Raw genomic sequence first — 25,522 nt, 5'->3', positions numbered from 1 at the left:
CCACAGTCATCTGGCGAACATGACGGGCATGATCAGTATAGCGTTTTTTTCAAAGGCCGTAGCGCGACCACAGAGCTTTTTCTTCCATGGCTGACAACAGGCCTTCCGTCGCCCCTGCCGCAGCTTGCGCCAAAGCATCGCCATTGTGAAGGCCGACGGCGGGCGGCGTGCGCCATCCGAGCAGTCCGCGCTGCGGCTGGACCAGCTTTAACGTGGCCTTCGGCCCGTATTCCCGGCGCAGATGCGAGCGCATGTCGCCCAACCCGTCGATGAGGCCGAGCGATTGCGCCTTCGTTCCGGACCAGAACAGCCCGGTGAAAAGATCCGGATCGTCTGCGAGCTTCGCCCCGCGCCGTGCCTTCACCAGATCGATGAAGGTCTCGTGCACCTCCAGTTGCAATGACTTGAGATGCTCGATGTCGGTCTTCTTTTCCGGCTGGAACGGGTCGAGCGCCACCTTGTTCCTGCCCGCGGTATAAACGCGGCGCTCCACGCCGATCTTCTTGATCAGCTCGGTAAATCCGAAGGAGGCGGAGACGACGCCGATCGAGCCGACGATCGAGGACGGATCCGCGATGATCTCGTCACCGGCGACAGCGATCATATAGCCGCCCGAAGCCGCGACATCCTCGACGAAGACATGGACTTTCTTGTTCTTTTCCTCGGCGAGATCGCGGATACGCCGGAAGATCAGCCGCGACTGCACCGGCGAACCGCCTGGCGAATTGATCGAGATCGCCACCGCCGGGGCTTCCTTGTCGGCGAAAGCCTTGTCGAGAACGGCAGCCACGCTCGCAAGCGACAGCGTCGGACGGAACTGCCCGCCGCCCGACATGATCGCGCCATGCAGCCGCACCACGGGTATCTCGACACGGACAGGTCGGAAACGGCGCGGCAGTAAACGTGAGATAAAACGGGCCACTGGCAACTCCAGGCAGGATTTCTACAGCAGATGTTCTGGTCGGCTTTTCGCATGTAGGTGCGAAACGGAAAAACACAATGTCCAGTAAGCCGGGCCAGATGGCCCTTTCACGCGTTACTTGGCCAAAACCACCTTTTCCTCAAGCTTTGGCTTGCCGCTGAACCGCAGGACCAGCCAGCCGCAGACAGCCGACAGGAACGATCCAAGCAGGACGCCGATCTTGGTCTCGTCATGCAGGTGATCGGAGGTAAACGACAGCAGGCCGATGAACAGGCTCATGGTGAAGCCAATGCCGCAAAGCAGCGACACGCCATAGAGCTGGGTCCAGCTTGCGCCCATCGGCTTGGCGCTCAGGCGCAGCTTGATGGCCAGCCATGCGGTGCCGAAAACGCCGATCTGCTTGCCCAGGAACAGGCCGAGAGCGATGCCGAGTGTCAGCGTATCGGTCAAGACCGAGGCGTCAAGCCCGGAAAACGAGATGCCGGCATTGGCGAACCCGAAGACCGGGACGACGAGAAACGACACCCAGTTGGAGAGCGCATGTTCGAGCTTGTGCAGCGGCGAGGTCATGTCGTCGGGCCGGCCCGGCGCCGGGCGCAACGGGATGGTCATCGCAAGCACGACGCCGGCGACCGTCGCATGAACGCCGGAGCGCAGCACGAGATACCAAAGGACGACGCCGACGACCAGATAGGGCAGGAGCTTCATCACGCCCATGCGGTTGAGCGTGATCAGAACAAGCGTTGCCGCAACTGCGCCGCCGAGATAGGGCAGTGCGAGATCCGATGTATAGAAAACCGCGATGATGGCCACCGCCGCGAGATCGTCCAGAATGGCGAGCGTCGCCAGAAAGACCTTGAGGCTGGTCGGCACGCGCGATCCGAGAAGCGAGATGACGCCGAGTGCGAAGGCGATATCGGTCGCGGACGGGATCGCCCAGCCACGAATGGTCTCGGGATTGGAGGCATTCAGATAAGCGAAGATCAGCGCTGGAACCGCAACGCCGCCCGCTGCGGCGATACCCGGCAGTATCCGGTTGGACCAGCTTGCCAACTGGCCGTCCAGAAACTCGCGCTTGATCTCCAGTCCGACCAGCAGGAAGAAGACGACCATCAGCGCGTCATTGATCCAGTGCAGCACGCTCAAGCCGCCGATCTCCACGTGAAGCGTATGGAAATAGGTTTCGGCGAGCGGCGAGTTGGCCACGATCAGGGCCAGGGCGGCGGCGAACATCAGCACGATGCCGCCGGATGCCTCGCTGTCCAGGAAGCGGCGCATCACTGACTTGGGGCGGAGCAGGCTGGAGACTTGGTTCATAAGCTTGGCGTTCCCATCCGAATAGCAATGGATTTGATTTCATTTAGGCCGCTTCTCGCAAAAATCGACCGGTTATAAAAGCCCTTTTCGGCCATTGTTGATGCCGGTGGCGCGCTCGGTGAACCCGTTTCCGGTCTCGCCATGCAGCACCAGGGCCGGAGCCAGCGTCATTTTGGCGCGGCTGCCGCGCACGCCGCGCACCACGATCCGGATAGCTGCCTCATCAGGTCGTGGCTGGACGGGAACGAGCGTCAGCCCGCCGAAACGTCCGGAGAGGGCAGCCAGCATTTCACTGATCGAGACAGGCCGTGCGATCACGGCGATCCCGCCTCCGGGCTTGACGATGGCCGCAGCCGTCCGCACCCATTTTTCGAACATGCCCTTCGGCATGACATGCGCCTCGGCTTTCAGCGCGTCCGGCGTGCGCCGGTCGCCCTCGGGGTTGAATGGCGGGTTCATGATCGCAAAATCGAAGGAATTGTCGGGGAGCCCTGCCGCCGCGCGCGCCCGCCCGGTGAGCGTCACGTCGGCCTCGATGAGGCTCGCGCGCTGCGAAATATCCGCATTGAGCGGATGGGCAAGCGTCCTGCGGGCAAAATCGGCCATGAAGGCGGAGCGCTCCACAAGCATGATGCGCGCGTCCGGACAGCGCGCCGCCACCGCAAGCCCCGCCGCACCGGCCCCCGCGCCAAGATCGACGAGCGCTCCGGAAAAACCGTCAGGCACGGCGCTCGCCAGGATCATCGCATCGACGCCCGCCCGGTGCCCCTTCAGCGCCGGCTGCACGAGATGGAAGGCGCCCCGGTGAAACGCATCGAGCGTTTCCGGCGTATCGTCAGGTGACGGATCATCGTCTTGGGACAAGGCGCTCATGTCAGATCTGCGGCCGCAGTTCTTTTTCGATTCCGGCATCGATGAGCAATTGGCGCGCGCTCTTTTCCTTCGCCGCATCCACCATCAGCCGGCGCGGCAGGACGCCGAGCGAGCCCTCTATGATGCTCATATTCGAATCGGCAATGAAATAGCCGATACCAGCCTCAGCCAGAAGCGCTTCCGCAAAGGAGATCAGCACGGGGTCGTTGGTTCGCATAAGTTCGATCATGTGCCTAGAATGCAGTTTGCGCGGACATTGACAACAGTGCCATGGCGGGATTGTGAACCAGCGTGTGCGAAGCGGCGACTTATGGACAATTTGCGGCTTGAGCATGAAGCCTCGCTTCAATATTGTGGCAGACATAAAAAGCGCGTGATCGGCGTTCGGAAGGAAAGCCTCCGAACGCCGATCACGCGCGAATTCAAGGGATGGAACGTTATGGGGTGTCCGGGCGGGCGCCGCGTTCCAAGGAGTTACGGCATTGGGTGTAGTTCTCAGCCTAGACGAGAAGAAAAAGCATGAAGGATCGATCCAGCCGCTGATCGATCTGACGAAGGCCGATATGGGTCGCGTCAACGAACTGATCCTGTCCAAGGCCGGATCGGATGTCGAGATGATACCGGAGGTGGCCAACCACCTGATCTCGTCAGGCGGCAAGCGCCTGCGCCCGATGCTGACGCTGGCAAGCGCGCGCATGTGTGGCTATGAGGGTGACGGCCACGTCAAGCTCGCCACATCCGTAGAATTCATGCACACCGCGACCCTGCTTCACGACGACGTGGTCGATGAAAGCGACCTCAGGCGCGGCAAAAGCACCGCGCGCATGATCTGGGGCAACCAGGCAAGCGTGCTGGTCGGCGATTTTCTCCTCGGCCAGGCTTTCAAGATGATGGTCGATGTAGGTTCTCTTGATGCGTTGGATGTTCTGGCGACATCCGCCTCCATCATCGCCGAGGGCGAGGTGATGCAGTTGGCCGCGGCAAAGAACATGGAGACGACGGAAGACGAATATCTGGCCGTCATCAAGGCGAAGACGGCGGCTTTGTTCTCCGCCGCCGCCGAAGTCGGCCCGATCATCGCCGCTGCGCCCCGGGCGGATCGGGTGGCGCTCCGCTCCTACGGCCTCAATCTCGGCCTCGCCTTCCAGCTCGTCGACGATGCGCTCGACTATGGCGGCAGCGCGCAGAATCTCGGCAAGAATGTCGGTGACGATTTCCGCGAAGGCAAGATCACCATGCCGCTGCTGCTGAGCTATCGCAGGGGCACGGCGCAGGAGCGCGCCTTCTGGAAAAAGGCGATCGAAGACGGCGCAAACGATGACGCATCGCTTGAAAAGGCGATTGGCCTGATGACGCGTTATGGCTCCATCGCCGATACCATCCAGCGCGCCCGACATTTCGGCGAAATCGCCAGGGATGCGCTGGCGCCCCTGGCCGCCACGCCGGAAAAGGACGCGCTCGTCGATGTAATAGACTTCTGCATCAGCCGGGTGAACTGATCCGACGCAGGCCATCGCCGGAGCCGCTTTTCTTGCGCCTTGCTCGTAAAAAGGCCATGCTTGCGGTATCTCCTTGCTTTGCTTGCCCGCCGGATGCTGAGAAGATCGGAACCGGGCAAAATCGAACGATGAAAAAGGAATAGGGAATGCGGCGCAGCCCGATCTACGGTTCTATCTACGGTTTGCTTTTTGCCGCAATGGCGGGTGTGGCGCTGCCCGCGCCCGGGGCGTTCGCCAGGACCAATGAAGGGCTGATGCCGATCCGCACGGGATCGTTCGCAGGCGCCTATCTCGCCGGGCGTGTCGCCGAAGGCGATAATGATCTGAACGCGGCCGTCGCCTATTATCGCCAGGCGCTGGCTTTCGATCCGACAAATCAGCCGATGAAGCAGAATTTGCTCATCGCGCTTCTCACGGACGGCAAGTTCAAGGACGCGCTTCCGCTGGCCGAAGAGCTGAAAACCGTGCCGGAGATTGAGCGTTTCTCGCGCGTGGCGCTCGCCATCGACGCCATTTCCAGAAAGCAATACCGCAAGGCCGGGCCGCTTCTGATGCTTTCGTTGCAATCGGACATGGATCGCCTGTCGACCGGGCTGATGTCCGCCTGGGCGATCTTTGGCGAGGGAAAAACCAAGGACGCGATCGCCGCCGTGGAAAAGCTCGACGGTCCGGAATGGTACAATCTCTTCAAGACTTACAATGCCGCGCTCATGGCGGATGCGGCGGGCGACAAGAGCGCCGCGCGTAATTTCTATCAACAGGCGATCGACGACCGCTCCGGCGGCAGCGCCGCGCCGGATACCTATGAGCGAATTGTCGAGGCCTATGCCTCGTTCAAGGCGCGCAACGGCGACAAGAAGGGCGCGATCGATCTGCTCGATCAGGCGACCGAGCTTCTTTCGGGAAGGCTCGCCCTGCGCGAGGTGCGCGCCAAGCTCGACGGTGGCGAAAAGCCGAAGCCGCTTGTCTCCACGCCGCAGCAGGGGGCGGCCGAGGTGCTTTACACGCTGGGCACGGCGATCAATCGCGGTGGTGCGGAAGCATTCGCCAAGCTTTATCTGCAGATGTCGCTGCCGCTGCGTCCGAACGATGACGCAACGCTGTTCCAGCTCGGCGATATCGCCGCCAAGCTGCAGCAGCCCGAAAAGGCCATCGAGTATTACGGCCGCGTACCGAAGAATTCGGTCTACCGGCGCGACGCGGAAATGCAGCTCGGCCTTAACCTGGCGGAAACAGGCAAGACCGATGAGGCGATCAAGCACCTCAAGGTTCTGCTCGACCAGGACAAGACAGATATCCGCTCCTATCTCGCGCTGGGCGGCGTCTATGCCCAGAAGAAGGATTTCCGCAACGCAGCCATTACCTATGACGATGCGGTCAAGACCATCGGCACCCCGACGCGCGACGACTGGGCTGTCTTCTATCAGCGCGGCATCGCCTATGAGCGCCTGAAGGAATGGGACAAGGCGGAACCGAGCTTCCGGGAGGCGCTCAAGCTTTATCCCGACCAGCCGCAGGTTCTGAATTATCTCGGCTATTCCTGGGTGGACATGAACGCCAATCTGGAAGAAGCGCTCGGCATGATCCGCAAGGCGGTGGAGCTGCGCCCGCAGGACGGCTACATCGTCGATTCGCTGGGCTGGGCCTATTATCGCCTCGGCCGCTATGACGAGGCTGTGACCGAACTCGAAAAGGCGGTGAAGCTGCGCCCCGAGGACGCGACGATCAACGACCATCTCGGTGACGCCTACTGGCGCGCCGGGCGCAAGCTCGAAGCCACTTTCCAGTGGAACCACGCGGTTGCCTCCAAGCCCGAGCCGGAAGAACTGGCGAAGATCGAAGCCAAGCAGAAACATGGCTTGCCGGACACGGACGAACCTGCCGAAAAACGCGCAAAGGCTGTTGAGCCCAAGCCGGACAAGGATGGCTGAACGAGGTTTGATTGGAGGGGCAGGTCGCGCTTGCACATACCCCCCCTCTGGCCTGCCGGCCATCTCCCCCACAAGGGGGGAGATCGACTATGATTTCCGCTTTCGCTAAATCGTCAACGTGGCAGGTGATGTGTCGCCATCAATGACCGCCAATCTCCCTCCTTGTGGGGGAGATGGCCGGCAGGCCAGAGGGGGGTGTCGTAGGGCGAAAACGCTTCAATCTGGAATCATACCGCGCCAAAGCTCTGTCCGTCATGGGCGGCATGTCCGCCGAGCTTGACCCTGCGGGGCTGACAAACTAGGACGTGGCCATCCTGATTTTTCACGAGGCCCGCCCGTGTCGCCTGAACCGCTCGACCATATGCATCCGACCCGCTCCTTCCAGGGGCTGATCCTGACGCTCCACAATTATTGGGCCGAGCAGGGCTGCGTCGTCCTGCAGCCCTATGACATGGAAGTCGGCGCCGGCACCTTCCACCCCGCGACGACGCTGCGTTCGCTCGGGCCGAAGCCCTGGAAAGCGGCCTATGTCCAGCCTTCGCGGCGTCCGAAGGATGGCCGCTATGGCGAAAACCCCAACCGGCTGCAGCATTATTACCAATACCAAGTGATCATGAAGCCGTCGCCGCCGAACCTTCAGGAGCTCTATCTGGGCTCGCTCAAGGCCATCGGCCTCGATCCGCTGCTGCACGATATCCGTTTCGTCGAGGACGATTGGGAAAGCCCGACATTGGGCGCCTGGGGCCTTGGCTGGGAATGCTGGTGCGATGGCATGGAAGTCTCGCAGTTCACCTATTTCCAGCAGGTCTGCGGCATCGAATGTTCGCCGGTTTCGGGCGAGCTGACCTATGGCCTGGAGCGCCTCGCCATGTATGTGCAGGGTGTCGACAACGTCTATGACCTGAATTTCAATGGGCTCGAAGGCGACGAAAAGGTCACCTATGGCGATGTCTTCCTGCAGGCCGAGCAGGAATATTCCAGGCACAATTTCGAACATGCCAATACGGAAGTGCTGCTGCGGCATTTCGAGGATGCCGAGCGCGAATGCGAGGCGTTGCTGAAAGCCGGCGCGCCGGTTGCCGGCGCGAATACGGCGCTCCACAAGATGGTGCTTCCCGCCTACGACCAGTGCATCAAGGCCTCCCATGCCTTCAACCTTCTCGATGCGCGCGGCGTCATTTCCGTCACCGAGCGCCAGAGCTATATCCTGCGCGTGCGCAACCTTGCCCGGCAATGCGGCGAGGCTTTCCTGCTCACCGACGCGGGCGGCTTCAACTATAACAACGAGGCTCCCCCGTCCGACCGCAGCGAAGCGAGGACGGACAATGATAAAAATGCGGAAGCCGGAGGCGCAAGCTGATGCCCGATTTGTTGCTTGAACTTCGCTCCGAAGAAATCCCGGCTCGCATGCAGCGCAAAGCCGCTGGCGATCTCAAGAAGCTCGTTACCGACGGCCTTGTCGAGGCGGGGCTGACCTATGAGGCGGCGCGTGAATATTGGACGCCGCGCCGGCTGACGCTGGATATTCGCGGCCTCACCATCCGCTCGAAGGATGCGCATGAGGAGATCAAGGGGCCGTCAACCAAGGCGCCGGAACAGGCGGTGCAGGGCTTCCTGCGCAAGGCAGGCTACACCGATATTTCGCAGGCGCATGTCCATAGCGACCCGAAGAAGGGCGATTTCTACGTCGCCCATATCGTCAAGCCGGGCCGCGCGGCGGAAGAAATCATCGCGGAACTCATTCCGCAGGTGATCCGCGATTTCCCTTGGCCGAAATCCATGCGCTGGGGCAAGGCCTCGGCTAAATCAGGCGCATTGCGCTGGGTCCGTCCGCTGCAATCGATCCTGTGCACCTTCGGCCCTGAAACCGAGGAGCCGGTGGTGGTCGATTTCACGGTCGGCGGCATCCGCTCCGGCAATGTCACCTATGGCCACCGCTTCATGAGCGACGGTGAGCCGATCACCGTGCGCCGCTTCGAGGATTATGTCGCCAAGCTCGAAAAGGCCAAGGTGGTGCTCGATGCCGACCGCCGTAAGGAGATGATCCTTGACGATGCGCGCAATCTCGCCTTCGCCTCCGGCCTTGAGCTGGTCGAGGACGAGGGGCTGCTGGAAGAAGTTTCCGGCCTCGTCGAATGGCCCGTCGTACTCATGGGTACGTTTGAGGAAGAATTCCTTGCCATCCCGCCCGAAGTCATCCGCCTGACCATCCGCGCCAACCAGAAATGCTTCGTCACGCGCAAGCAGGGCGAGAGCGAAAAACTCTCCAACCGCTTCATCCTCATCTCCAATATCGAGGCGAAGGATGGCGGCAAGGAAATCGCCTATGGAAACGGCAAGGTCGTCCGCGCCCGCCTTTCCGACGCGCTCTATTTCTGGAAAACCGACCAGGCCGATCTGCCTGATCTGGAAAAGCTCCAGGCATCGGCGGAGAAATTCGGCCTCGACCTGAAAAAGCCCCTTGACCAGCGCATGGCGCGGCTGAATGCCCTTGGCGTCACCTTCCACGCCAAGCTCGGCACGCAAGGCGCGCGCATCGAACGTATCCGCCGGTTGGCTCAGGAAATCGCCCCGCTCGTCGGTGCCGATCCAGTATTGGCGGCACGCGCGGCGGTTCTCGCCAAGGCGGATTTGACGACTGAGGTGGTCGGCGAATTCCCCGAATTGCAGGGCGGCATGGGCCGCAAATATGCGGTGCTGCAAAATGAGCCTGCTTCAGTCGCCGCCGCAATCGAAGAGCATTACAAGCCACAGGGGCCTTCGGAAGCCGTGCCGCGCGATCCCATTTCTATCACGGTGGCGCTGGCCGACAAGTTCGACACATTGGTCGGCTTCTGGCTGATCGACGAAAAGCCGACCGGTTCCAAAGATCCTTTTGCATTGCGTCGCGCGGCGCTTGGTGACATTCGGCTTACGCTTGAGAATGACCTTCGTCTTGATCTTCTTAAGGTTTTGACATTTGCTAGCGAGCTTTACCCTGCTGAGCGTGTCGCTCCAAAAGACAAAGACTTGCAGGCGTGGGTTCTGTTCACTCGGCCTGAAATAATGAAAGACCTCCTCGCCTTCTTCCACGACCGCCTCAAAGTCTACCTGAAGGACGAAGGCGCGCGCTACGACGCCATCGATGCCGTGCTCACACCCGACGCAGACAACCTGCTCCTCATTGCCCGCCGTGTCGAAGCGTTGATCTATTTCATCAACACCGAAGACGGCCAGAACCTTCTCGCCGGAACAAAACGCGCCGCCAATATCCTCGCGGCCGAGGAAAAGAAGGGCACGCGCGTGGCCGACAGTGTCGATCCCGCGCTGTTCCGTGACGAGGAGGAGAGGGCGCTTTTTGCCGCGATTGTCCAGGCTGAAAAGGATGCGGGCGAGGCGGTTGAGAGCGAGAATTTCTCCGGCGCCATGCTGGCCCTTGCCCAATTGCGCGGGCCGGTCGATGCGTTTTTCGAAAAAGTGCTCGTGAACGATGAGGATGAGAAGATCAGGGCCAACCGCCTTGCGCTTCTGGCTCGCATCCGCGAGGCAACCGGCAAGGTTGCGGATTTCTCGAAGATCGCCGGGTGAGTTGGGGCAAGGGGCGGGAGCTTTTCGATCTCACCCCCCTCTGCCCTGCCGGGCATCTCCCCCACAAGGAGGGAGATTGGCTGACACGACTATCTGCGTTCCATACTTGCAACGTCCGCGTTTAGGGCCGGACGTTCATGAAAGCATAATCTCCCCCCTTGTGGGGGAGATGCCGTCCGCGACCTATTTTATTGAGGGGCGCAGCTTCACATCGCCCAGCGCCTTGTCCGTCAGCGCACCGACCGGCATCGCATCCACACCCTGTTCAGTGGCCGGCTTCTGCCCCTGCATCCGCGCCATATATTCCCGCGCCCGCTTGCGCCGTTCTTCCAGCGCCGCGCGCCTTGCAATGCCCGCCGCCTTGTCCGCTTCGCAAACCCGGCAGATCGGCTTGCCCGTCGCGTCCACGCCGTCATACCCGACATAATCGATGGAGCGGATATGCCGAGGCTCTGCCGGCGTCTCTATGGAGCCTGCAAAAGCTGGCGCAATGAAGCCCGGCGCCAGCATCAGGATCGCAATAAATCGAGATAACATTATTCATCCCCCGCATCATGAAGTGAAAAAACCCTAGCATCCGGACCCTTGCTATCCCGTCTCGGCAATCATTCGAATTTTAACGATCCGGCGATTGGCCCCGGTCGGCTTGCGTCGCTCAAGGCCCTTGTGTAGGCAGTCTGCGACAGGAGAACGGATTTGGCGGATATCACAGGCATTGACGGCGAGGCGATCGTCCGCGCGGCCAGGCTTCTGGGCGAGGGCGGTCTGGTCGCCATCCCGACTGAGACGGTCTATGGGCTCGCCGCCGATGCCACCAATGGCCTGGGCGTGGCGCGGATTTTCGAAGCCAAGGGCCGCCCGCGCTTCAATCCGCTGATCTGCCATGTCTCCAGCATCGCCATGGCCGAGCGCTTCGTCGATATCGATCCCGTTTCACGCCGCCTGATAGACGCCTTCTGGCCGGGACCGCTGACGCTGGTTCTGCCGCTCAAGCAAAATGCGACGGTTCACCCGCTGGTGACAGCGGGGCTGTCGACGCTGGCGCTGCGCATGCCGCGTGGCGTGGCGGCAGAGGTGATCGCCATGCTCGACAGCCCGCTCGCTGCCCCCAGCGCCAACACATCCGGTCGCATCAGCGCCACGACGGCGCAAGCCGTCGCGGACGATCTGGGCGCGAAGGTGGATCTGATCCTCGATGGCGGCCTGTGCCCGGTCGGGTTGGAATCGACCATCATCAAGGTCGAGGGCGATACGATATCCCTGCTGCGCCCCGGCGGGCTGGCGGCGGAAGAGATCGAGGCGCTGATGGGTAAGGCGCTCAAGAGAATGGACCAGCGCGCCGCGATAGAAGCGCCCGGCATGCTCGCCTCGCATTATGCGCCGGGCGCGGCCATGCGCCTCGACGTGCGCGAGATCCACCCCGGCGAAGCGCTGCTCGCTTTCGGCCCGTCGCGCGCGCGAGGCGCGGAAAACGCCGCCCACCATCTCAATTTGAGCGAGACAGGCGATCTTCGCGAGGCCGCCGTGCATCTTTTCGACTATATGAAGAGGCTCGATGCCACGGACGCGGCACTCATTGCGGTCGAGCCCATCCCGCATGAAGGGCTGGGGGAGGCGATCAATGACCGGCTCGCCCGCGCCGCAGCGCCGAGAGGCTAGAATTTTCTAGATGGAGACGTTGGTTCTGGGTGCCTCCTCTGTCCCCACCATGTTTCCAAGACAAGGGTTGAAGCCATGACGATACAGCCGACAAATCCCGATAAGGCCATTCTCGATCGCTTTGCCGCCATTGTCGGCGAAAAAAATGCGTTGCAGGCGCCGGAGGACATCGCGCCCTATCTGATCGAGCAGCGCGATCTCTATCACGGGCGCGCCGCGATGGTGCTGCGGCCCGGCTCGACGCAGGAAGTCTCCGAAATTCTCAGGCTCGCCACCGAAACCGGCACGCCCATCGTGCCGCAGGGCGGCAACACCGGCCTCGTCGGCGCGCAGCAGCCCGATGAAACCGGGCGCGCCATCATCCTGTCGCTTTCGCGCATGAACCGCATCCGCTCCATCGACACAGCGGGCAATCTGGCGACGGTGGAGGCTGGCGTGGTGCTGAAGGTGCTGCAGGATGCGGCGGTGGAGGCGGGCCGGCTCTTTCCGCTGTCGCTCGGCGCGGAGGGCTCCTGCCAGATCGGCGGCAATCTTTCCTCCAATGCCGGCGGCACGGCGGTTCTCGCCTATGGCAATACGCGCGAACTCTGCCTCGGGCTCGAAGTCGTGCTGCCGACGGGTGAAATCCTCGATGATCTGCGCTACGTCAAGAAGGACAATACCGGCTACGATCTGAAGGACCTTTTCATCGGCGCGGAGGGGACGCTCGGCGTCATCACGGCGGCGGTGATGAAGCTCTACCCACAGCCCAAGGGCAAGGGCGTCGCCTATGCGGGCCTCAAAAGCCCCGCCGATGCCCTGAAACTCCTGAGCCTCGCCACCGAGCATGCCGGCCCCTCGCTGACCGGCTTCGAACTGATGCCGCGCATCGGCGTGGAGTTCACGGTGCGCCATGTCGAGGGCGCGCGCGATCCGCTGGAAAGCCCGCATGATTGGTACACGCTGATCGATATCTCATCCTCCCGCTCGTCTGAAGACGCCCGCGCCATCCTGGAAACGATCCTGACAGAGGCCTATGAGGCCGATCTCGTGCAGGACGCCGCGATTGCCGAAAGCGTGGCGCAGGAGCAGATGTTCTGGAAGATGCGCGAGGAGATGTCCTGGGCGCAGAAGCCGGAAGGCGGCTCGATCAAGCACGATATTTCCGTGCCGGTCGCTTCGATCCCCGCTTTCATCGAGGAGGCGGGCAGGGCGGTTCTGGAAATGATCCCCGGCGCGCGCATCGTCTGCTTCGGCCATATGGGCGACGGCAATTTGCATTATAACATTTCGCAGCCCGTGGGCGCCGACAAGGAGGCCTTCCTCGCCCGCTGGGGTGAGGTCAATCATCGGGTCCATACCATTGTTGCGAGTTATGGCGGGTCGATTTCCGCCGAGCACGGCATCGGCCAGCTGAAGCGCGACGAACTGGTTCATTTCAAGAGCCCGGTCGCGCTTGCCCTGATGAAGAAGATCAAGGCCGCCTTCGATCCGGCAGGCATCATGAATCCGGGCAAGACCATCTAAGATCAGCAGCCCCCAGTCGGTCAGTCTTTCTTTACTCCGACTTTCCAGATCCTTACACCCGGTCTCATTCTGATAACCATCTGCCAAATCAGGAAAATTTAACCGAAATAATTAAGCCCGGCGGTAACAAACCACGCCTATTCTCAATCTCAACGAGGCCGGAAAAACGGCCCGAATGACAGGGAGACCGGAACACCGGCTCTCAGGAGAGACAGAGGCGTCAAAAATGATGAACCAAGGGCTTAAGCCAGTATGGGCGGGCCGCGAATTGCGGCTGGATCCATTTCACTTTCCGCAGGTCGTGACCTATGCGACGCGTGATGAGAGAGGTGATATCACCTTTACCATCGATGAACGCGGCGCGGTGATCCGCCGCATCCTGCCATCGAGCGGTCTGCCGATGTCGATCGCTCTACCCGCCCGCGCCTTCCGGGGCGTTACGGCGCGCGCCGTGGAGGACGAATACGGCCAGATCACCGTGACGCTCGAACTGATGCATGCCGATCCGCAGCTTTCCGTGCCGCTTCTGGTCGCCCATGATCTCGATGACGTGGCGGCCGACTGGCGCGCCTGGTCGGCAGCGTTCAATCTGCCGATGATGCTGGTCGAGGAGGACGGCGTCGCCCGTCCGCTGGAAGAAAGCACCGGCCCCGTCGGCGCATCCGCTCCCCAGCCGCGCCGCCAGGGCCAGGAACCCCGCCGCCGCCGCCCCCGCTTCCTCGCCCGCCGCAAGACCGGCAATCTCGGCGTTCGGCTGGTGATTTCCGGCTCGGAGATCATTGCGCGGAAATAGGGTGGGTTCACCTACCGTGCTTTACGGAACACCCCCTCTGCCCTGCCAGCCATCTCCCCCACAAGGGGGGAGATGGCTGGCGCGACTTTCAGTATTTATCCTGCAACATCTGCGATTGGCGGCTAACGCTATGAAAGCGTAATCTCCACCCTTGTGGGGGAGATGCCCGGCAGGGCAGAGGGGGGTGTTGCACCTCGCCTCCAACCCAAAAGCTTACTTCTTCCGTGCCAAAAACGCCGCCACCGCCTCGCGCGCTTCCTGCGAGCCAAGGCGCTCAGCAAAGTGCTTCGCCTCGCGGGCGATCCGCTCGCCGGCTGGTTCATCCGGCGTGCGCAGCAGCGCCTTGGTCAGTTGCATTGCCTGCGGCGGGCGGGCGGCGATCGCCTGTGCCGCTTCCAGCACGGCGGGTTCAAGTCCCGCCGGCTCGACGATGCGGTGGACAAGCCCTGCTTCCTTCGCCGCTTCCGCTGAAAATCCTTCTCCGAGCGCCAGAAGCGCAAAAGCCCTCTGATAACCCATCAGGCGCGGGGCGAGCAGGCTTGAGCCGGCCTCAGGCACCAGCCCGAGATCGACAAAGGGCGTGCGGAACAGGGATTGCGGCGTGGCGAAGGTCAGGTCGCAATGCAGATGGATGGTCGTGCCGATGCCGATGGCCAAACCATCGACGCCGGACACCACGGGCTTTTTCGCCGTAGACAGCGCTTCGAGGAAATCGAGCACTTCATTGCCCATCGTGCCGCCCATCGCGGCGGCCATGAAATCCTGCATGTCATTGCCGGCGGAAAAGGCGCCCGGCTGACCGAAGATGACATGAACCCGGATGACGTCGTCGGCGTCGCCGGTGCGCAACGCCTCTGCCATCGCCGCATACATGGCGCGGGTCAGCGCGTTTTTCTTTTCCGGGCGTGCGATGCGGATGATCTGCACGGCCCCGCTGAGCTCGATTTCGATATGTTGGGACATGATGCCTCTCACGAATCGCGAAGTGCAGCACCGGCGGCGAGGAGGCTGTCTGCCCCGCCGATGACGCGGTGCTTCAGCGCGTTTGTTTCTCTCAGGAGATTTTCCGCATAGAACCGGCACAGCGCGTCGCGCCCGGCATCTTCCTCGGTTAGTGCGCCCTTGGCGAGATATGCGCCACCGGCGGCAAGCCCGAACAGCCTGAGATAAGGCGTCGCGCCGCAAAGCGCCTCCGCCTGTCGGCCATCGGCCAGCGCCTCTTGCAGATAGAGCGTCGCCTCTTCGAGATCGGCGATGGCAAAGGCAAGGCATGTGGCGGTATCGCCCAGTCCTGCACGATTGGAGGCGGCAGTTTCCTCGACGATGGCCCGCAGTTCGGCAATATAGGTCTTCACAGGCTCGCCGTTCCCAAGCGGCAGCTTGCGCTGCACGAGGTCGATGGCCTGGATGCCATTGGTGCCTTCATAGATCGGCGCGATCCGCGCGTCGCGCAGGAGCCGCGCCGCGCCCGTCTCCTCGATGAAGCCCATGCCGCCATGCACCTGGATACCGAGCGAGGCGACATCGACGCCGATATCGGTGGCAAACGCCTTGGCCACCGGCGTCAGAAGGCTGGCACGGTCGGTCCAATGGCGCGCTTCGTCATTTTCGCTGACACGGGCCATGTCGAGCGCATGGGCGCAGGCATAGGCGATTGCGCGGGCGCCTTGCGTCAGCCCCTTCATGGTCAAAAGTGTGCGCTGGATATCGGGATGCTCGATGATCGGGCTCATCGCATCACCCGGCTTCGAGCCAGGTGCGCGGCCTTGGCGCCTCTCGCGGGCGAAGGCCAGCGCCTTCTGGTAGGCGGCTTCCGCCACCGCGACGCCCTGCATGCCTACCAGCAGCCGGGCATTGTTCATCATGGTGAACATGCAGGCGAGGCCGCGATTCTCCTCGCCCACCAGCCAGCCCCTGGCACCTTCACCCGACGTGCCGTCGCCATAGATCATGGTGCAGGTCGGGGAGGCGTGGATGCCGAGCTTGTGCTCTATGCCGGCGCAGAACACGTCGTTGCGCTTGCCCGGCGAGCCATCCGCATTGACCAGAAATTTCGGCACGAGGAAAAGCGATATGCCCTTCGTTCCCGCAGGCGCGTCGGGCAGTCTTGCCAGCACCAGATGGACGATATTGTCCGTCATGTCGTGCTCGCCATAGGTGATGAAGATCTTCTGGCCGAAGAGGCTGTAGGTGCCGTCGCCATTGCGCGTCGCGCGTGCCTTGAGCGCGCCCAGATCGGAACCCGCCTGCGGCTCCGTCAGGTTCATCGTGCCTGTCCACTCGCCGGAAATGAGCTTCGGCAGGTAGAGCTTCTTCAATTCGTCGGATGCATGCTTTTCCAGCGCCTCGACCGCACCCATGGTCAGCATCGGCGCAAGCGCGAAGGCCAGGGAGCCCCCATTCCACATTTCGGACACGGCGACGGAAAGCATCGTCGGCAGCCCCTGGCCGCCATAGGCTTCATCGCCCGTCAGCGCGTTCCAGCCGCCGGCTGCCCAGTCGCGATAGAGTCCCGTCCAGCCCGGCGCGGTGGTGACGTTCCCGTTCTCCAGCGTCGCGCCATGCTTGTCGCCGCTTTCCGCCAGCGGCGCGATTCGCTCGCCGGCAAATTTCGCCGCCTCGTCCAGAATGGCATCGACAAGATCAGCCGAGAGATCGCCGAAGCGCTTTTCCTCAAGCGCTTCGGCGAGTCCCGCGACCTTCAGCGAATGGGCAATGTCCTTGATGGGCGCGCGATACATGAATTCTCCTCCGGGGCGGACCGGGCACCCCTGCTGGGGCGCCGGGTCATTCCTGCCTATGAGGAAATTGCTATCGGCTCATTACGTAAACGTCAATAACGCCGGTGGCCATCCGGGCCGATCAGCCCAGAATATCCGTGGCTTTATGACTTTCATCGACGCCGTTCAGAAGAACGACGCCACCTTCGGAATTGTCGGTGCGCAGATGCAGGATCGCCTGATAGGCGGGGGAGGCATACCAGTTACGGGCGCGCTCCATATCGGGGAAGGCGATAACGACCAGATCGGCGGGCCATACGCCTTCAAGGACGGTCGCTTCGCTGCCGTGAATGATGAAATGTCCGCCAAAAGGCGCCAGTGTGTCATCGATTTTCTGCAGATACGCGACAATTTCGGGGCCCATTTTGACGTTGTGCAGGAGAGCGGCGGCATATGCGGTCATGGTCTTGTTCCTTTGGCTTGGATTGCAACGAGGCCGAATATTCCCGCTGCCGCACGGCAAGTCGATTACATCAGAGGTAATTGGATTTACGCACCGCCATGATAGTTTGGCCCCATGATCCAGACATCGCCCCAAACATCGCCCTCAGTCGGAAATCTCATTCAGTCCTGGCGCAGGATGCGGCGCCAGAGCCAGTTGGACCTCGCATCCGAGGCCGGAATTTCACAGCGGCATCTGAGTTTCGTCGAATCCGGGCGCTCCCAGCCGAGCCGGGAGATGGTGCTGCATCTGGCGGATCATCTTGCCATTCCCATGCGCGAGCGAAACGCGCTGCTGTTTGCCGCCGGCTATGCGCCGGTCTATCGCGAACGCGCTCTGGATGACCGGGAAATGGAAACTGCCATGCAGGCGGTCGATCTGATTCTCCAGGGGCACGAGCCACACCCGGCGCTTGCCGTCGACAGGCATTGGAACCTGATCTCCGCCAACCGAGCCGTGGATTTTCTGCTCCAGGACGTGGATGCGAGATTGCTTTCGCCGCCGGTCAATGTCCTGCGCCTCAGCCTCCATCCGCAAGGGCTGGGCCCCCGGATCGTCAATTATCGCCAATGGCGCGCGCATGTGATCGACCGTCTCATCAGGCAGATGGACCATCTGCCTGATAGCGCCCTGGCGCAGCTTGTCGAGGAAATCAGGTCCTATGCCGTCCCGACGGGCGCGAAGCCCTACAGGGGTGACACGGCGCTTTCCGGCATAGCGGTGCCGTTCATGCTGGCCACGGACAAGGGCACGCTTTCATTTCTCTCCACCACGACCGTCTTCGGCACGGCGGTCGACATCACGCTTTCCGAACTCGTCATCGAATCCTTCTTTCCCGCCGATGGCGAGACAGCGCAAATCATGCGCCAATTCGCAATTCCGCCAGAAGCCTAAGGCAAGCTTCAGTTGCTGGCCTTCTCCCGCGCTACGGCGCGCCAGCCGATATCGGAGCGGCAGAAGCCGCCGGGCCAGTCGATAGCCTTGACCGCCGCATAGGCTTTTGCCTGCGCCTCGGCGACCGTCTTGCCTGTGGCCGTAACGTTGAGTACGCGACCGCCATTGGCGACGAGCGCACCGTCCTTCATCGCCGTGCCCGCGTGGAAGATCTGTACGTCGGGGAGCTTCGCGGTCTCGTCCAGCCCCTTGATCACGCTGCCCTTTTCCGGCGAGGCCGGATAGCCCTTGGCAGCCATCACGACAGTCAGCGCCGGATCGTCGCTCCAGCGGATCGAGACCTGATCGAGCATGCCGTCGGCGGCGGCGTTGAGCAGGAGCAGGAGATCGTCCTTCAGCCGCATCATCAGCACCTGGGTTTCCGGATCCCCGAAGCGGGTGTTGTATTCGATGAGCTTGGGGCCGTCTGAAGTAATCATCAGCCCGGCGAACAGGACGCCGGAGAAGGGAGCGCCGATTTCCGCCATGCCGCGCATGGTCGGCTCGATCAGCTCGCGCATCGTGCGCTCCACCATATCAGGCGTCATGACAGGCGCGGGCGAATAGGCGCCCATGCCGCCGGTGTTGACGCCGGTGTCGCCATCGCCGACCCGCTTGTGGTCCTGCGCGGTGCCGAATGGCAGTGCCGTCCTGCCGTCGCAGATGCAGAAGAAGCTTGCCTCCTCGCCGTCGAGATATTCCTCGACGACGACTTCCGCCCCGGCGGAGCCGAATGCGCCCTCGAAACAGGCATCGACGGCCTCCAGCGCCTCGTCGAGCGTCATGGCGACCACGACGCCCTTGCCGGCTGCAAGCCCGTCAGCCTTGACGACGATGGGCGCGCCTTGCTCGCGGATATAAGCCTTGGCCTTCGGCGCATTGTTGAACCGGCCATAGGCGCCGGTCGGGATATCGAAGCGGGCGCAGAGATCCTTGGTGAAGCCCTTGGAACCTTCAAGCTGCGCCGCCGCCTTTGAGGGGCCGAACACCTTGATACCGGCCGCGCGCAGATCGTCGGCAAGGCCGGCGACAAGCGGCGCTTCGGGGCCAACGACAACGAGATCGATCCCCTTGTCCCGGCAGAATGCAACGACAGCCGCATGATCGGAGACATCGAGCGCGACGCAGGCCGCGACCTCGGCGATTCCCGGATTGCCCGGCGCGCAATAGAGCTGGTCCAGCACCGGCGAGGCGGCGATCTTCCATGCCAGTGCGTGTTCGCGTCCGCCCGAACCGATCAACAGGACTTTCATGGGCTTGCTCCATCTGCGCGAAGAAAGTAAGTGCTTAGAGCCTGTTTGGAAATGGATGATACCGGCCTGCAAATGGCGATTTCCTGTGCTCCGGTGCTCACGTACTTTTTGTACGCTCCGCTCCGGTGCTCGCAAATCACCACTTTCGGCTCGGTCTGATCCGTTTCCAAACAGACTCTTATCACTCAGGTCTCTATGGTCCGCGAGGCGATGGAGCAAGAGCAGCGGCGGTATTTGCCCAGAAAACTAGGCAAAAAGCCGGCCGCAGGAACGGAAACATCATGCCGCAATCCAATCCCAAGTCGGATATCCAATCGCGCGGCGCGCGTGGCCGCGTCATGGACGCGCCCTCCGGCCACTGGGTCTACCGCGCGCTGCCGCAATGGCTGTGGCCCTATGCCCAGCTTGCGCGATGGGACCGGCCGATCGGATGGCAATTGCTGCTCTGGCCATGCTGGTGGTCGGCGGCGCTCGTCGCGGCCGCGGGGGCCAAAACGGGCGGCGATGCATGGTCCGTGCTGCCTTCGCCATGGCATCTCGTCCTGTTTCTCATCGGCGCCATCGCCATGCGCGGCGCCGGCTGCACCTATAATGATCTGGTGGACCAGAATATCGACGACAAGGTGGCCCGAACCCGTTCCAGGCCGCTGCCATCGGGGCAGGTGACGCGCAGGCAGGCGAAGATATTCCTTGTCCTGCAGGCGCTCGTCGGCCTCGCCGTGCTCTTGCAGTTCAATCAGTTTGCGGTCCTGCTCGGCATTGGCTCGCTCGCGATCGTCGCGGCCTATCCTTTCATGAAACGGATTACCAACTGGCCGCAATTCGTTCTGGGACTCGCCTTTTCCTGGGGCGCGCTCATGGGGTGGGCCGCCGACAAGGGCTCCCTGGCTCTTCCGCCGCTCCTGCTCTATGCCGGCTCGATCCTGTGGACCATCGGCTATGACACGATCTATGCCCATCAGGATAAGGAGGACGACGCGCTGGTCGGCGTCCGCTCCACCGCCCGCCTGTTCGGGAGCCGGACCAGGGAAGCCCTGCTCGTGCTCTATGGCGGCGCGCTGGCGCTGTTCGTCGGCGCTTTCGCCACGGCCGAGGTGCCGATGCCGGCCCTAGCCGGTCTGCTCGCCGCTGGCGCGCATATGTATCGCCAGATCACCATGCTCGACATCGACAATCCCGACCAGTGCCTGCGGCTGTTCAAATCGAACAGCACCGTTGGCTGGCTGATCTTCGCGGGGCTGGTGCTTGGCGCGCTCTGGGTGGTGCTGAAGCCGCTGGTGTGATCTGTCTAGACGCCGCGAGGCGTCGCCGTAAAACGGTGCCTGGCAATGGGCAGGAGATGGTCGCGGGTCAGCGGCGCAAGCGGCAAATCGGCTGTGTCAGAAGGATCGACCCAGACGACCTCCTCGATTTCGGCGGAGGGCAAGACGGGCGCTTGTACCCGCATGAAGAACACCTCCGCCTCCACCATGTGCCCCGTTTCATTTGCCGCTTGGGCGATGAACTGTCCGAGATGTTCATGGCCGTCGGGGTCGAGCGTAAGATTGAGCTCCTCCGACAATTCGCGGGCGAGCGCGTCGGTTGCCATCTCGCGCGGCTCGATCTTGCCGCCCGCCTGCATGAATGCTTCCGTTCCCCGCTTTCGCACCAGAAGAACGCGTCCGGCGTCATCGACGATGAGGCCGGCTGCGATCCTGATCACAGGCAAGGCTTCGGCAGGCTGTTCAGTCACGGATAAAGCCTCGCCTTTTCCCATTCGCCCTCCGGCGCGGCGCGGGTGAAGAGCACCCGGTCATGCAGGCGGAAAGGGCGGTCGTGCCAGAACTCGATGGAAACCGGGCGCAGGCGGAAGCCGGACCAGTAGGGTGGACGGGGGATATCGCCTATGGCATGGCGCGCCGAATATTCGGCGACGGCCTTTTCCAGCGCGAAGCGGCTTTCCAGCGGGCGTGATTGTTTCGATGCCCAGGCGCCGATGCGGCTGCCCCGCGGGCGCGACGCGTAATAGATGTCGGCCTCCTCTGCGCTCACTTGCTCCACTGGCCCGCGTATCCGCACCTGTCGCCGCAGCGATTTCCAATGGAAGCACATGGCCGCCTTTTGCGACGCAAGAATCTCGCGACCCTTCTGGCTTTCATAATTTGTGTAAAAGACGAATCCGCTCTCGTCAAAGTCCTTCAAAAGAACCATTCTGACATTCGGCAGGCCATTTTCGTCGACAGTGGCTAGCGCCAGCGCGTTGGGGTCGTTAGGTTCTGATTTCGTTGCGTCCGAAAGCCACTCGGCGAAGAGTTGAAACGGCTGCGAAGCCTGCGTAAAGTCACTGCTTGTTAACTCGGTGTCGCCCATAATCTCGCCTCGTCAGCATCAGAAAAAGGGAAAGGCTTTGGCATTCGAAAATGCGCGCCTCGCCAACATGTCCGCGACCGGCCGTCCTGCCGTTACCCGCTTCGCTCGCCTGGTGGCGGCGGTAGCGTTGTGTGCGCTTGCCGGTTGCGCCATGAAAGGGTTCAGCATCGAGAAGGCCGTTCCCGACTCGACGACCATTACCGGGTCTGTACCAGCCGCGCAACAGGCCGAGACCGACGGCAGCAAGCTCTCCGATCAACTGACGATCCGCAACATCGTATCGGCGCTCGACTTCAGGAAATGGGGAGAGACGCCGATCCCCTGGGCAAATCCCGAAACCGGCAGCCAGGGTACTATCACCACCGTGGCCGAGACCAAATCCGACACCGGGCTTTGCCGCCGTTTCCAGACCTCACGCGAGGCGTTCGACGGCGTATCCATTTATCGCGGCGAGACCTGCCTGGAAAAGGACGGCGCATGGATGCTCAGATCCTTCGCGCCGCTTTGAGCCGCCCCAGCGCCGGCAATCAGATAGCATTCCGGCATAAGCGGCGGATTTTTCGAGGAAAATCTGGAAGTTTAGTCCTGAAATGCGCATATGAATGGCGATTTCAGACAGTTTTCTTCCGCAAAGAGGAACAAGATGCGCGATCCCTATAGCGTGCTGGGCGTCGCCAGGACGGCGAAGCCCGAAGAGATAAAATCGGCATTCCGCAAGCTTGCCAAGAAGTTTCATCCCGATCAGCATCCGGATGATCCGAAGGCGAAGGAGCGTTTTGCCGAGGCAAGCCAAGCCTATGATATTGTCGGCGACAAGGAGCGCCGGGCGCAGTTCGACCGTGGCGAAATCGACGCTGAGGGCAAGCCGGTATTCCAGGGCTTTCCGGGCGGTGGCGGACCCGGTGGGGCCGGCGGCGATCCCTTCGCCGGCTTTGCCCGCGGTGGCCCTGGCGGCCCCGGTGGAATGGGCGGCGGCTTTGAATTTCGTTCAGGCCCCGGAGGACCCAATCAGGGCGGGTTCAGCCAGGGCGGCTTTTCCGGCGCCGAAGATATTTTGAACGAGCTTTTCGGCGGAGGCTTTGGCGCAGCCGGCACCGGCCCGCGCCCGCGGTCCCGCGGAGGACCGGCCAAGGGAGCCGATCTCAACGCCTCCATCGAGATCAATCTCGAACAGGCGGTCGGCGCCGAGAAGGTCGAGGCGATCTTTCCCAATGGCAAGCGGCTGTCGATCAAGCTGCCGAAATATGTCGAGGATGGCCAGACGATCCGGTTGAAGGGGCAGGGCGAGGCGATGCTTGGCGGTGCGCCGGGCGATGCCCTTGTGACGATTCGCTTCAAGCCGCATCAGCGCTTCAAGCTGGAGGGCCGCGACCTGCACCTCGATCTGCCGGTTTCGCTCTCCGACGCCGTTCTGGGCTCACGGATCGAGGTCGAGACGCTTGATGGCCGGATTGCGGTGAAGATACCGCCCTGGTCGAGCTCCGACCGCGTCCTCCGGTTGAAAGGCAAGGGATTGCCTGTGAAGACCGGCGAGCGCGCCGATCTTTTCGTGCATGTGCGGGTGATGCTGCCGGAAGATCACGATCCGGAGCTGGAAGCATTGCTGCAACGGCGCGCGGCCTGATCCGCGCATATTTCATGAACTTTGGCGCGTGTGAAAGATGCGCACGCGCCGGATGTATCAAGTTTTTGATAATTACCGTCTTTTTCAACGCTCTTGCTTGAAGCCCGTGCAACGCTGTGCGATAGGGCACTATGATACCAAAAACAATTTTGACGAGGGTCGGGGTATGACCGCCAAATCTGGTTTGTTGCAGGGAAAACGCGGGCTGATCCTTGGGGTTGCGAACAATCGTTCCATCGCCTGGGGTATCGCCAAGGCCGCGCATGAAGCGGGCGCCGAGCTTGCTTTCACTTATCAGGGCGATGCGCTGAAGAAGCGCGTCGAGCCGCTTGCCGAGGAGCTTGGCGCATTTGTATGCGGCCATTGCGATGTATCCGATGCGGCGACGATCGATGCCGTTTTCGATGCGCTCGAAAAGAAATGGGGCAAGCTCGATTTCGTTGTCCACGCCATCGGCTTTTCCGACAAGGAAGAGTTGACCGGTCGTTATGTCGACACCTCGGAAGCCAATTTCTCCAAGACCATGCTGATCTCGGTCTATTCGCTGACGGCTATCGCCAAGCGCGCCGAAAAGCTGATGACGGATGCCGGTTCGATCCTGACGCTGACCTATTACGGCGCGGAAAAGGTCATGCCGAATTACAATGTCATGGGCGTCGCGAAGGCCGCGCTTGAGGCGAGCGTCAAATATCTTGCCGTCGATCTCGGACCGAAGAATATCCGCGTCAACGCCATCTCCGCCGGGCCGATCAAGACGCTCGCCGCGTCCGGCATCGGCGATTTCCGCTACATCCTGAAGTGGAATGAGTATAACGCGCCGCTGCGCCGCACGGTGACGATCGAGGAAGTGGGCGATGTCGGCCTCTATTTCCTTTCCGACCTCTCGCGGTCGGTGACCGGCGAGGTGCATCATGCCGATTCCGGCTACCATGTGGTCGGAATGAAGGCCGTCGATGCGCCCGATATCTCCGTGGTCAAGGAATAACGGGACAACTCGCAGTGATACGGGAAATCATCTACTTCTCGCGTCACGGCGAGACAGACTGGAACGTGTCGCAGCGCATTCAGGGGCAGGTCGATACGGATATAAACCGGCACGGCCGCATTCAGGCTGATCGCAATGGCGATAAACTGAAAGCCCTGATCGGCAAGGCTCCCGGCTTCGATTTCGTCGCAAGCCCGCTCAAGCGCACATGCGAGACGATGGAGCGCATCCGCACGCGCATGGATCTCGATCCCAAGGCCTACCGCACCGATCCCCAACTGATGGAGGTGAATTTCGGTGATTGGCAGGGCCATATGATCGAGGATATCGCCCGGGAGCGCGACGATCTCGTCCAGGCCCGTGCCCGCGACAAATGGAATTTCGTTCCGCCGGGCGATTCCGCCGAAAGCTATATGATCCTGTCGCGGCGCATAAAGCACTGGTTGGAGCAGGTAAACCAGCCGACTGTCTGCGTCACCCATGGCGGGTGCATACGCACGCTGTTCTATCTCATGGAGCACATGGACGGCCACGAGGCCGCCAATCTGTCTATCCCGCAGGACCGGTTGCTCCGGCTCGAAAACGGCAGGCTGACCTGGATTTAAAGCGCTGTGCGTCCCATTCGACGCGTAAGAGAGCCGGAGAAATCCTACTCGGCTTCCTCGATATTGGTGATGAACCGTTCCTGGCCGACCACATCATATGAGATCGAGATCTTCATGCCCTGGTTGATGGCGCTGTAGTCGAATTCGCCTGGCAATTTGTAGACCTTGCCGTCTTCGAGCACGATCGTATCGTCTTCCTCGTTGATCGAGGTGATCTTGCCTTCGGTGTCGTCGGCCATGGCAACGCTGGAGAAAAGCGACATAAGGACGAAGAGCAGCGTGATGAGAAGGCGCATGTCAGTTGCCTTTCCCTGAAGGAATTGTTGGAGGATAGCTGATCAAGAATAGTCAGCTGATTATGTCAAAACAATTGCCGGAAAAGGCTGAACCCGGGAAATTTTCGAGCCCGCCGCGCCACATATTTGACCGGCGTTCAAAACCTCAATAAAACCCTGACGTCTGCCGTTCGGCCAATGCTGACGCC

Annotated in this window: 24 protein-coding genes and 1 pseudogene; 13 read left to right on the top strand and 12 right to left on the bottom strand. The window is 61.7% G+C overall.

The window, feature by feature from the left end; genetic code table 11:
- Nucleotides 1-49 precede the first annotated feature (49 nt).
- From DUT91_RS14130 to DUT91_RS14115, 4 genes are all read right to left on the bottom strand, one after another.
- Entirely contained in the window at nucleotides 50-922 is an 873-nt protein-coding gene (locus DUT91_RS14130; protein WP_114441028.1) for a S49 family peptidase, read from the bottom strand.
- Nucleotides 923-1,036: 114 nt separating this feature from the next.
- Nucleotides 1,037-2,239 (bottom strand): Na+/H+ antiporter NhaA, encoded by a 1,203-nt coding sequence (gene nhaA, locus DUT91_RS14125; protein WP_245419719.1) that lies wholly within the window; start codon nucleotides 2,237-2,239, stop codon nucleotides 1,037-1,039.
- Between the two features lie 72 nt (nucleotides 2,240-2,311).
- The gene (locus tag DUT91_RS14120) at nucleotides 2,312-3,112 is read right to left on the bottom strand and encodes a tRNA1(Val) (adenine(37)-N6)-methyltransferase (RefSeq protein WP_245419718.1); all 801 of its coding nucleotides are present in this window, start codon (nucleotides 3,110-3,112) and stop codon (nucleotides 2,312-2,314) included.
- 1 nt (nucleotide 3,113) lies between these two features.
- The gene (locus DUT91_RS14115; protein ID WP_114441027.1) at nucleotides 3,114-3,341 is read right to left on the bottom strand and encodes a putative signal transducing protein; all 228 of its coding nucleotides are present in this window, start codon (nucleotides 3,339-3,341) and stop codon (nucleotides 3,114-3,116) included.
- 253 nt (nucleotides 3,342-3,594) lie between these two features.
- On the opposite strand from DUT91_RS14115, the gene DUT91_RS14110 reads away from it, so the two are divergent.
- The 4 genes and pseudogenes from DUT91_RS14110 (at nucleotide 3,595) to glyS (ending at nucleotide 10,109) form a co-directional block, all read left to right on the top strand.
- Nucleotides 3,595-4,611 carry a polyprenyl synthetase family protein gene (locus DUT91_RS14110; protein WP_114441026.1) on the top strand — a complete coding sequence of 339 codons (1,017 nt, stop codon included), beginning with the start codon at nucleotides 3,595-3,597 and terminating at the stop codon, nucleotides 4,609-4,611.
- Between the two features lie 146 nt (nucleotides 4,612-4,757).
- Entirely contained in the window at nucleotides 4,758-6,542 is a 1,785-nt protein-coding gene (locus tag DUT91_RS14105; RefSeq protein ID WP_114441025.1) for a tetratricopeptide repeat protein, read from the top strand.
- Between the two features lie 361 nt (nucleotides 6,543-6,903).
- Nucleotides 6,904-7,830, top strand: a pseudogene (locus DUT91_RS14100) (glycine--tRNA ligase subunit alpha); the annotation flags it as partial.
- A gap of 71 nt (nucleotides 7,831-7,901) precedes the next feature.
- The gene (gene glyS, locus DUT91_RS14095) at nucleotides 7,902-10,109 is read left to right on the top strand and encodes a glycine--tRNA ligase subunit beta (protein ID WP_114441024.1); all 2,208 of its coding nucleotides are present in this window, start codon (nucleotides 7,902-7,904) and stop codon (nucleotides 10,107-10,109) included.
- 183 nt (nucleotides 10,110-10,292) lie between these two features.
- On the opposite strand, the gene DUT91_RS26175 is transcribed toward glyS, so the two are convergent.
- The gene (locus DUT91_RS26175; protein WP_200834966.1) at nucleotides 10,293-10,646 is read right to left on the bottom strand and encodes a hypothetical protein; all 354 of its coding nucleotides are present in this window, start codon (nucleotides 10,644-10,646) and stop codon (nucleotides 10,293-10,295) included.
- A 159-nt stretch (nucleotides 10,647-10,805) separates the two neighbouring features.
- On the opposite strand from DUT91_RS26175, the gene DUT91_RS14085 reads away from it, so the two are divergent.
- The 3 genes from DUT91_RS14085 (at nucleotide 10,806) to DUT91_RS14075 (ending at nucleotide 14,067) form a co-directional block, all read left to right on the top strand.
- Nucleotides 10,806-11,768 (top strand): L-threonylcarbamoyladenylate synthase, encoded by a 963-nt coding sequence (locus DUT91_RS14085; RefSeq protein WP_114441023.1) that lies wholly within the window; start codon nucleotides 10,806-10,808, stop codon nucleotides 11,766-11,768.
- A 75-nt stretch (nucleotides 11,769-11,843) separates the two neighbouring features.
- On the top strand, nucleotides 11,844-13,274 hold the full coding sequence (locus tag DUT91_RS14080; protein ID WP_114441022.1) for an FAD-binding oxidoreductase: 1,431 nt from the start codon (nucleotides 11,844-11,846) through the stop codon (nucleotides 13,272-13,274).
- Nucleotides 13,275-13,500: 226 nt separating this feature from the next.
- The gene (locus DUT91_RS14075) at nucleotides 13,501-14,067 is read left to right on the top strand and encodes a DUF6101 family protein (RefSeq protein ID WP_114441021.1); all 567 of its coding nucleotides are present in this window, start codon (nucleotides 13,501-13,503) and stop codon (nucleotides 14,065-14,067) included.
- 213 nt (nucleotides 14,068-14,280) lie between these two features.
- On the opposite strand, the gene DUT91_RS14070 is transcribed toward DUT91_RS14075, so the two are convergent.
- The 3 genes from DUT91_RS14070 to DUT91_RS14060 form a co-directional block, all read right to left on the bottom strand.
- Entirely contained in the window at nucleotides 14,281-15,030 is a 750-nt protein-coding gene (locus tag DUT91_RS14070; protein ID WP_114441020.1) for a crotonase/enoyl-CoA hydratase family protein, read from the bottom strand.
- 8 nt (nucleotides 15,031-15,038) lie between these two features.
- The gene (locus DUT91_RS14065; RefSeq protein ID WP_114441019.1) at nucleotides 15,039-16,808 is read right to left on the bottom strand and encodes an acyl-CoA dehydrogenase family protein; all 1,770 of its coding nucleotides are present in this window, start codon (nucleotides 16,806-16,808) and stop codon (nucleotides 15,039-15,041) included.
- Between the two features lie 121 nt (nucleotides 16,809-16,929).
- On the bottom strand, nucleotides 16,930-17,250 hold the full coding sequence (locus tag DUT91_RS14060) for a DUF1330 domain-containing protein (RefSeq protein ID WP_114441018.1): 321 nt from the start codon (nucleotides 17,248-17,250) through the stop codon (nucleotides 16,930-16,932).
- 114 nt (nucleotides 17,251-17,364) lie between these two features.
- On the opposite strand from DUT91_RS14060, the gene DUT91_RS14055 reads away from it, so the two are divergent.
- The gene (locus tag DUT91_RS14055; protein ID WP_114441017.1) at nucleotides 17,365-18,183 is read left to right on the top strand and encodes a helix-turn-helix domain-containing protein; all 819 of its coding nucleotides are present in this window, start codon (nucleotides 17,365-17,367) and stop codon (nucleotides 18,181-18,183) included.
- Nucleotides 18,184-18,191: 8 nt separating this feature from the next.
- Here DUT91_RS14055 and purD read toward each other — a convergent pair whose 3' ends face one another.
- Nucleotides 18,192-19,475, bottom strand: coding sequence for a phosphoribosylamine--glycine ligase (gene purD / locus DUT91_RS14050; RefSeq protein WP_114441016.1), 1,284 nt, complete (start codon nucleotides 19,473-19,475; stop codon nucleotides 18,192-18,194).
- A 281-nt stretch (nucleotides 19,476-19,756) separates the two neighbouring features.
- On the opposite strand from purD, the gene ubiA reads away from it, so the two are divergent.
- Nucleotides 19,757-20,758, top strand: coding sequence for a 4-hydroxybenzoate octaprenyltransferase (gene ubiA / locus DUT91_RS14045; protein ID WP_114441015.1), 1,002 nt, complete (start codon nucleotides 19,757-19,759; stop codon nucleotides 20,756-20,758).
- Nucleotides 20,759-20,763: 5 nt separating this feature from the next.
- Here the strand turns inward: ubiA and DUT91_RS14040 are convergent, their stop codons facing one another.
- Together DUT91_RS14040 and pdxH are read right to left on the bottom strand one after the other, a co-directional pair.
- Nucleotides 20,764-21,207, bottom strand: a complete 444-nt coding sequence (locus DUT91_RS14040) for an NUDIX hydrolase (protein ID WP_245419717.1) — start codon at nucleotides 21,205-21,207, stop codon at nucleotides 20,764-20,766.
- A complete protein-coding gene (pdxH, locus tag DUT91_RS14035) occupies nucleotides 21,204-21,824 on the bottom strand; it encodes a pyridoxamine 5'-phosphate oxidase (RefSeq protein WP_114441013.1) in 621 nt (206 codons plus the stop codon). The genes DUT91_RS14040 and pdxH overlap by 4 nt, the downstream gene beginning before the upstream one ends.
- Nucleotides 21,825-21,891: 67 nt before the next feature.
- On the opposite strand from pdxH, the gene DUT91_RS14030 reads away from it, so the two are divergent.
- The 4 genes from DUT91_RS14030 (at nucleotide 21,892) to DUT91_RS14015 (ending at nucleotide 25,038) form a co-directional block, all read left to right on the top strand.
- Nucleotides 21,892-22,332 carry an RT0821/Lpp0805 family surface protein gene (locus tag DUT91_RS14030; RefSeq protein ID WP_342634456.1) on the top strand — a complete coding sequence of 147 codons (441 nt, stop codon included), beginning with the start codon at nucleotides 21,892-21,894 and terminating at the stop codon, nucleotides 22,330-22,332.
- Nucleotides 22,333-22,467: 135 nt separating this feature from the next.
- Nucleotides 22,468-23,448, top strand: a complete 981-nt coding sequence (locus DUT91_RS14025) for a DnaJ C-terminal domain-containing protein (protein ID WP_114441220.1) — start codon at nucleotides 22,468-22,470, stop codon at nucleotides 23,446-23,448.
- A 166-nt stretch (nucleotides 23,449-23,614) separates the two neighbouring features.
- Nucleotides 23,615-24,433, top strand: a complete 819-nt coding sequence (gene fabI / locus DUT91_RS14020) for an enoyl-ACP reductase FabI (RefSeq protein ID WP_114441012.1) — start codon at nucleotides 23,615-23,617, stop codon at nucleotides 24,431-24,433.
- 14 nt (nucleotides 24,434-24,447) lie between these two features.
- A complete protein-coding gene (locus DUT91_RS14015) occupies nucleotides 24,448-25,038 on the top strand; it encodes a histidine phosphatase family protein (protein ID WP_114441011.1) in 591 nt (196 codons plus the stop codon).
- A gap of 44 nt (nucleotides 25,039-25,082) precedes the next feature.
- Here DUT91_RS14015 and DUT91_RS14010 read toward each other — a convergent pair whose 3' ends face one another.
- Nucleotides 25,083-25,334, bottom strand: a complete 252-nt coding sequence (locus DUT91_RS14010) for a DUF1344 domain-containing protein (RefSeq protein ID WP_114441010.1) — start codon at nucleotides 25,332-25,334, stop codon at nucleotides 25,083-25,085.
- Between the last annotated feature and the right edge of the window lie 188 nt (nucleotides 25,335-25,522).

Source organism: Paramesorhizobium salinisoli (genome assembly GCF_003335045.1).
Taxonomy (GTDB): domain Bacteria; phylum Pseudomonadota; class Alphaproteobacteria; order Rhizobiales; family Rhizobiaceae; genus Paramesorhizobium; species Paramesorhizobium salinisoli.
The sequence above is the reverse complement of the archived record's forward strand: the minus strand, read 5'-3'. Positions and strand labels throughout refer to the sequence as shown.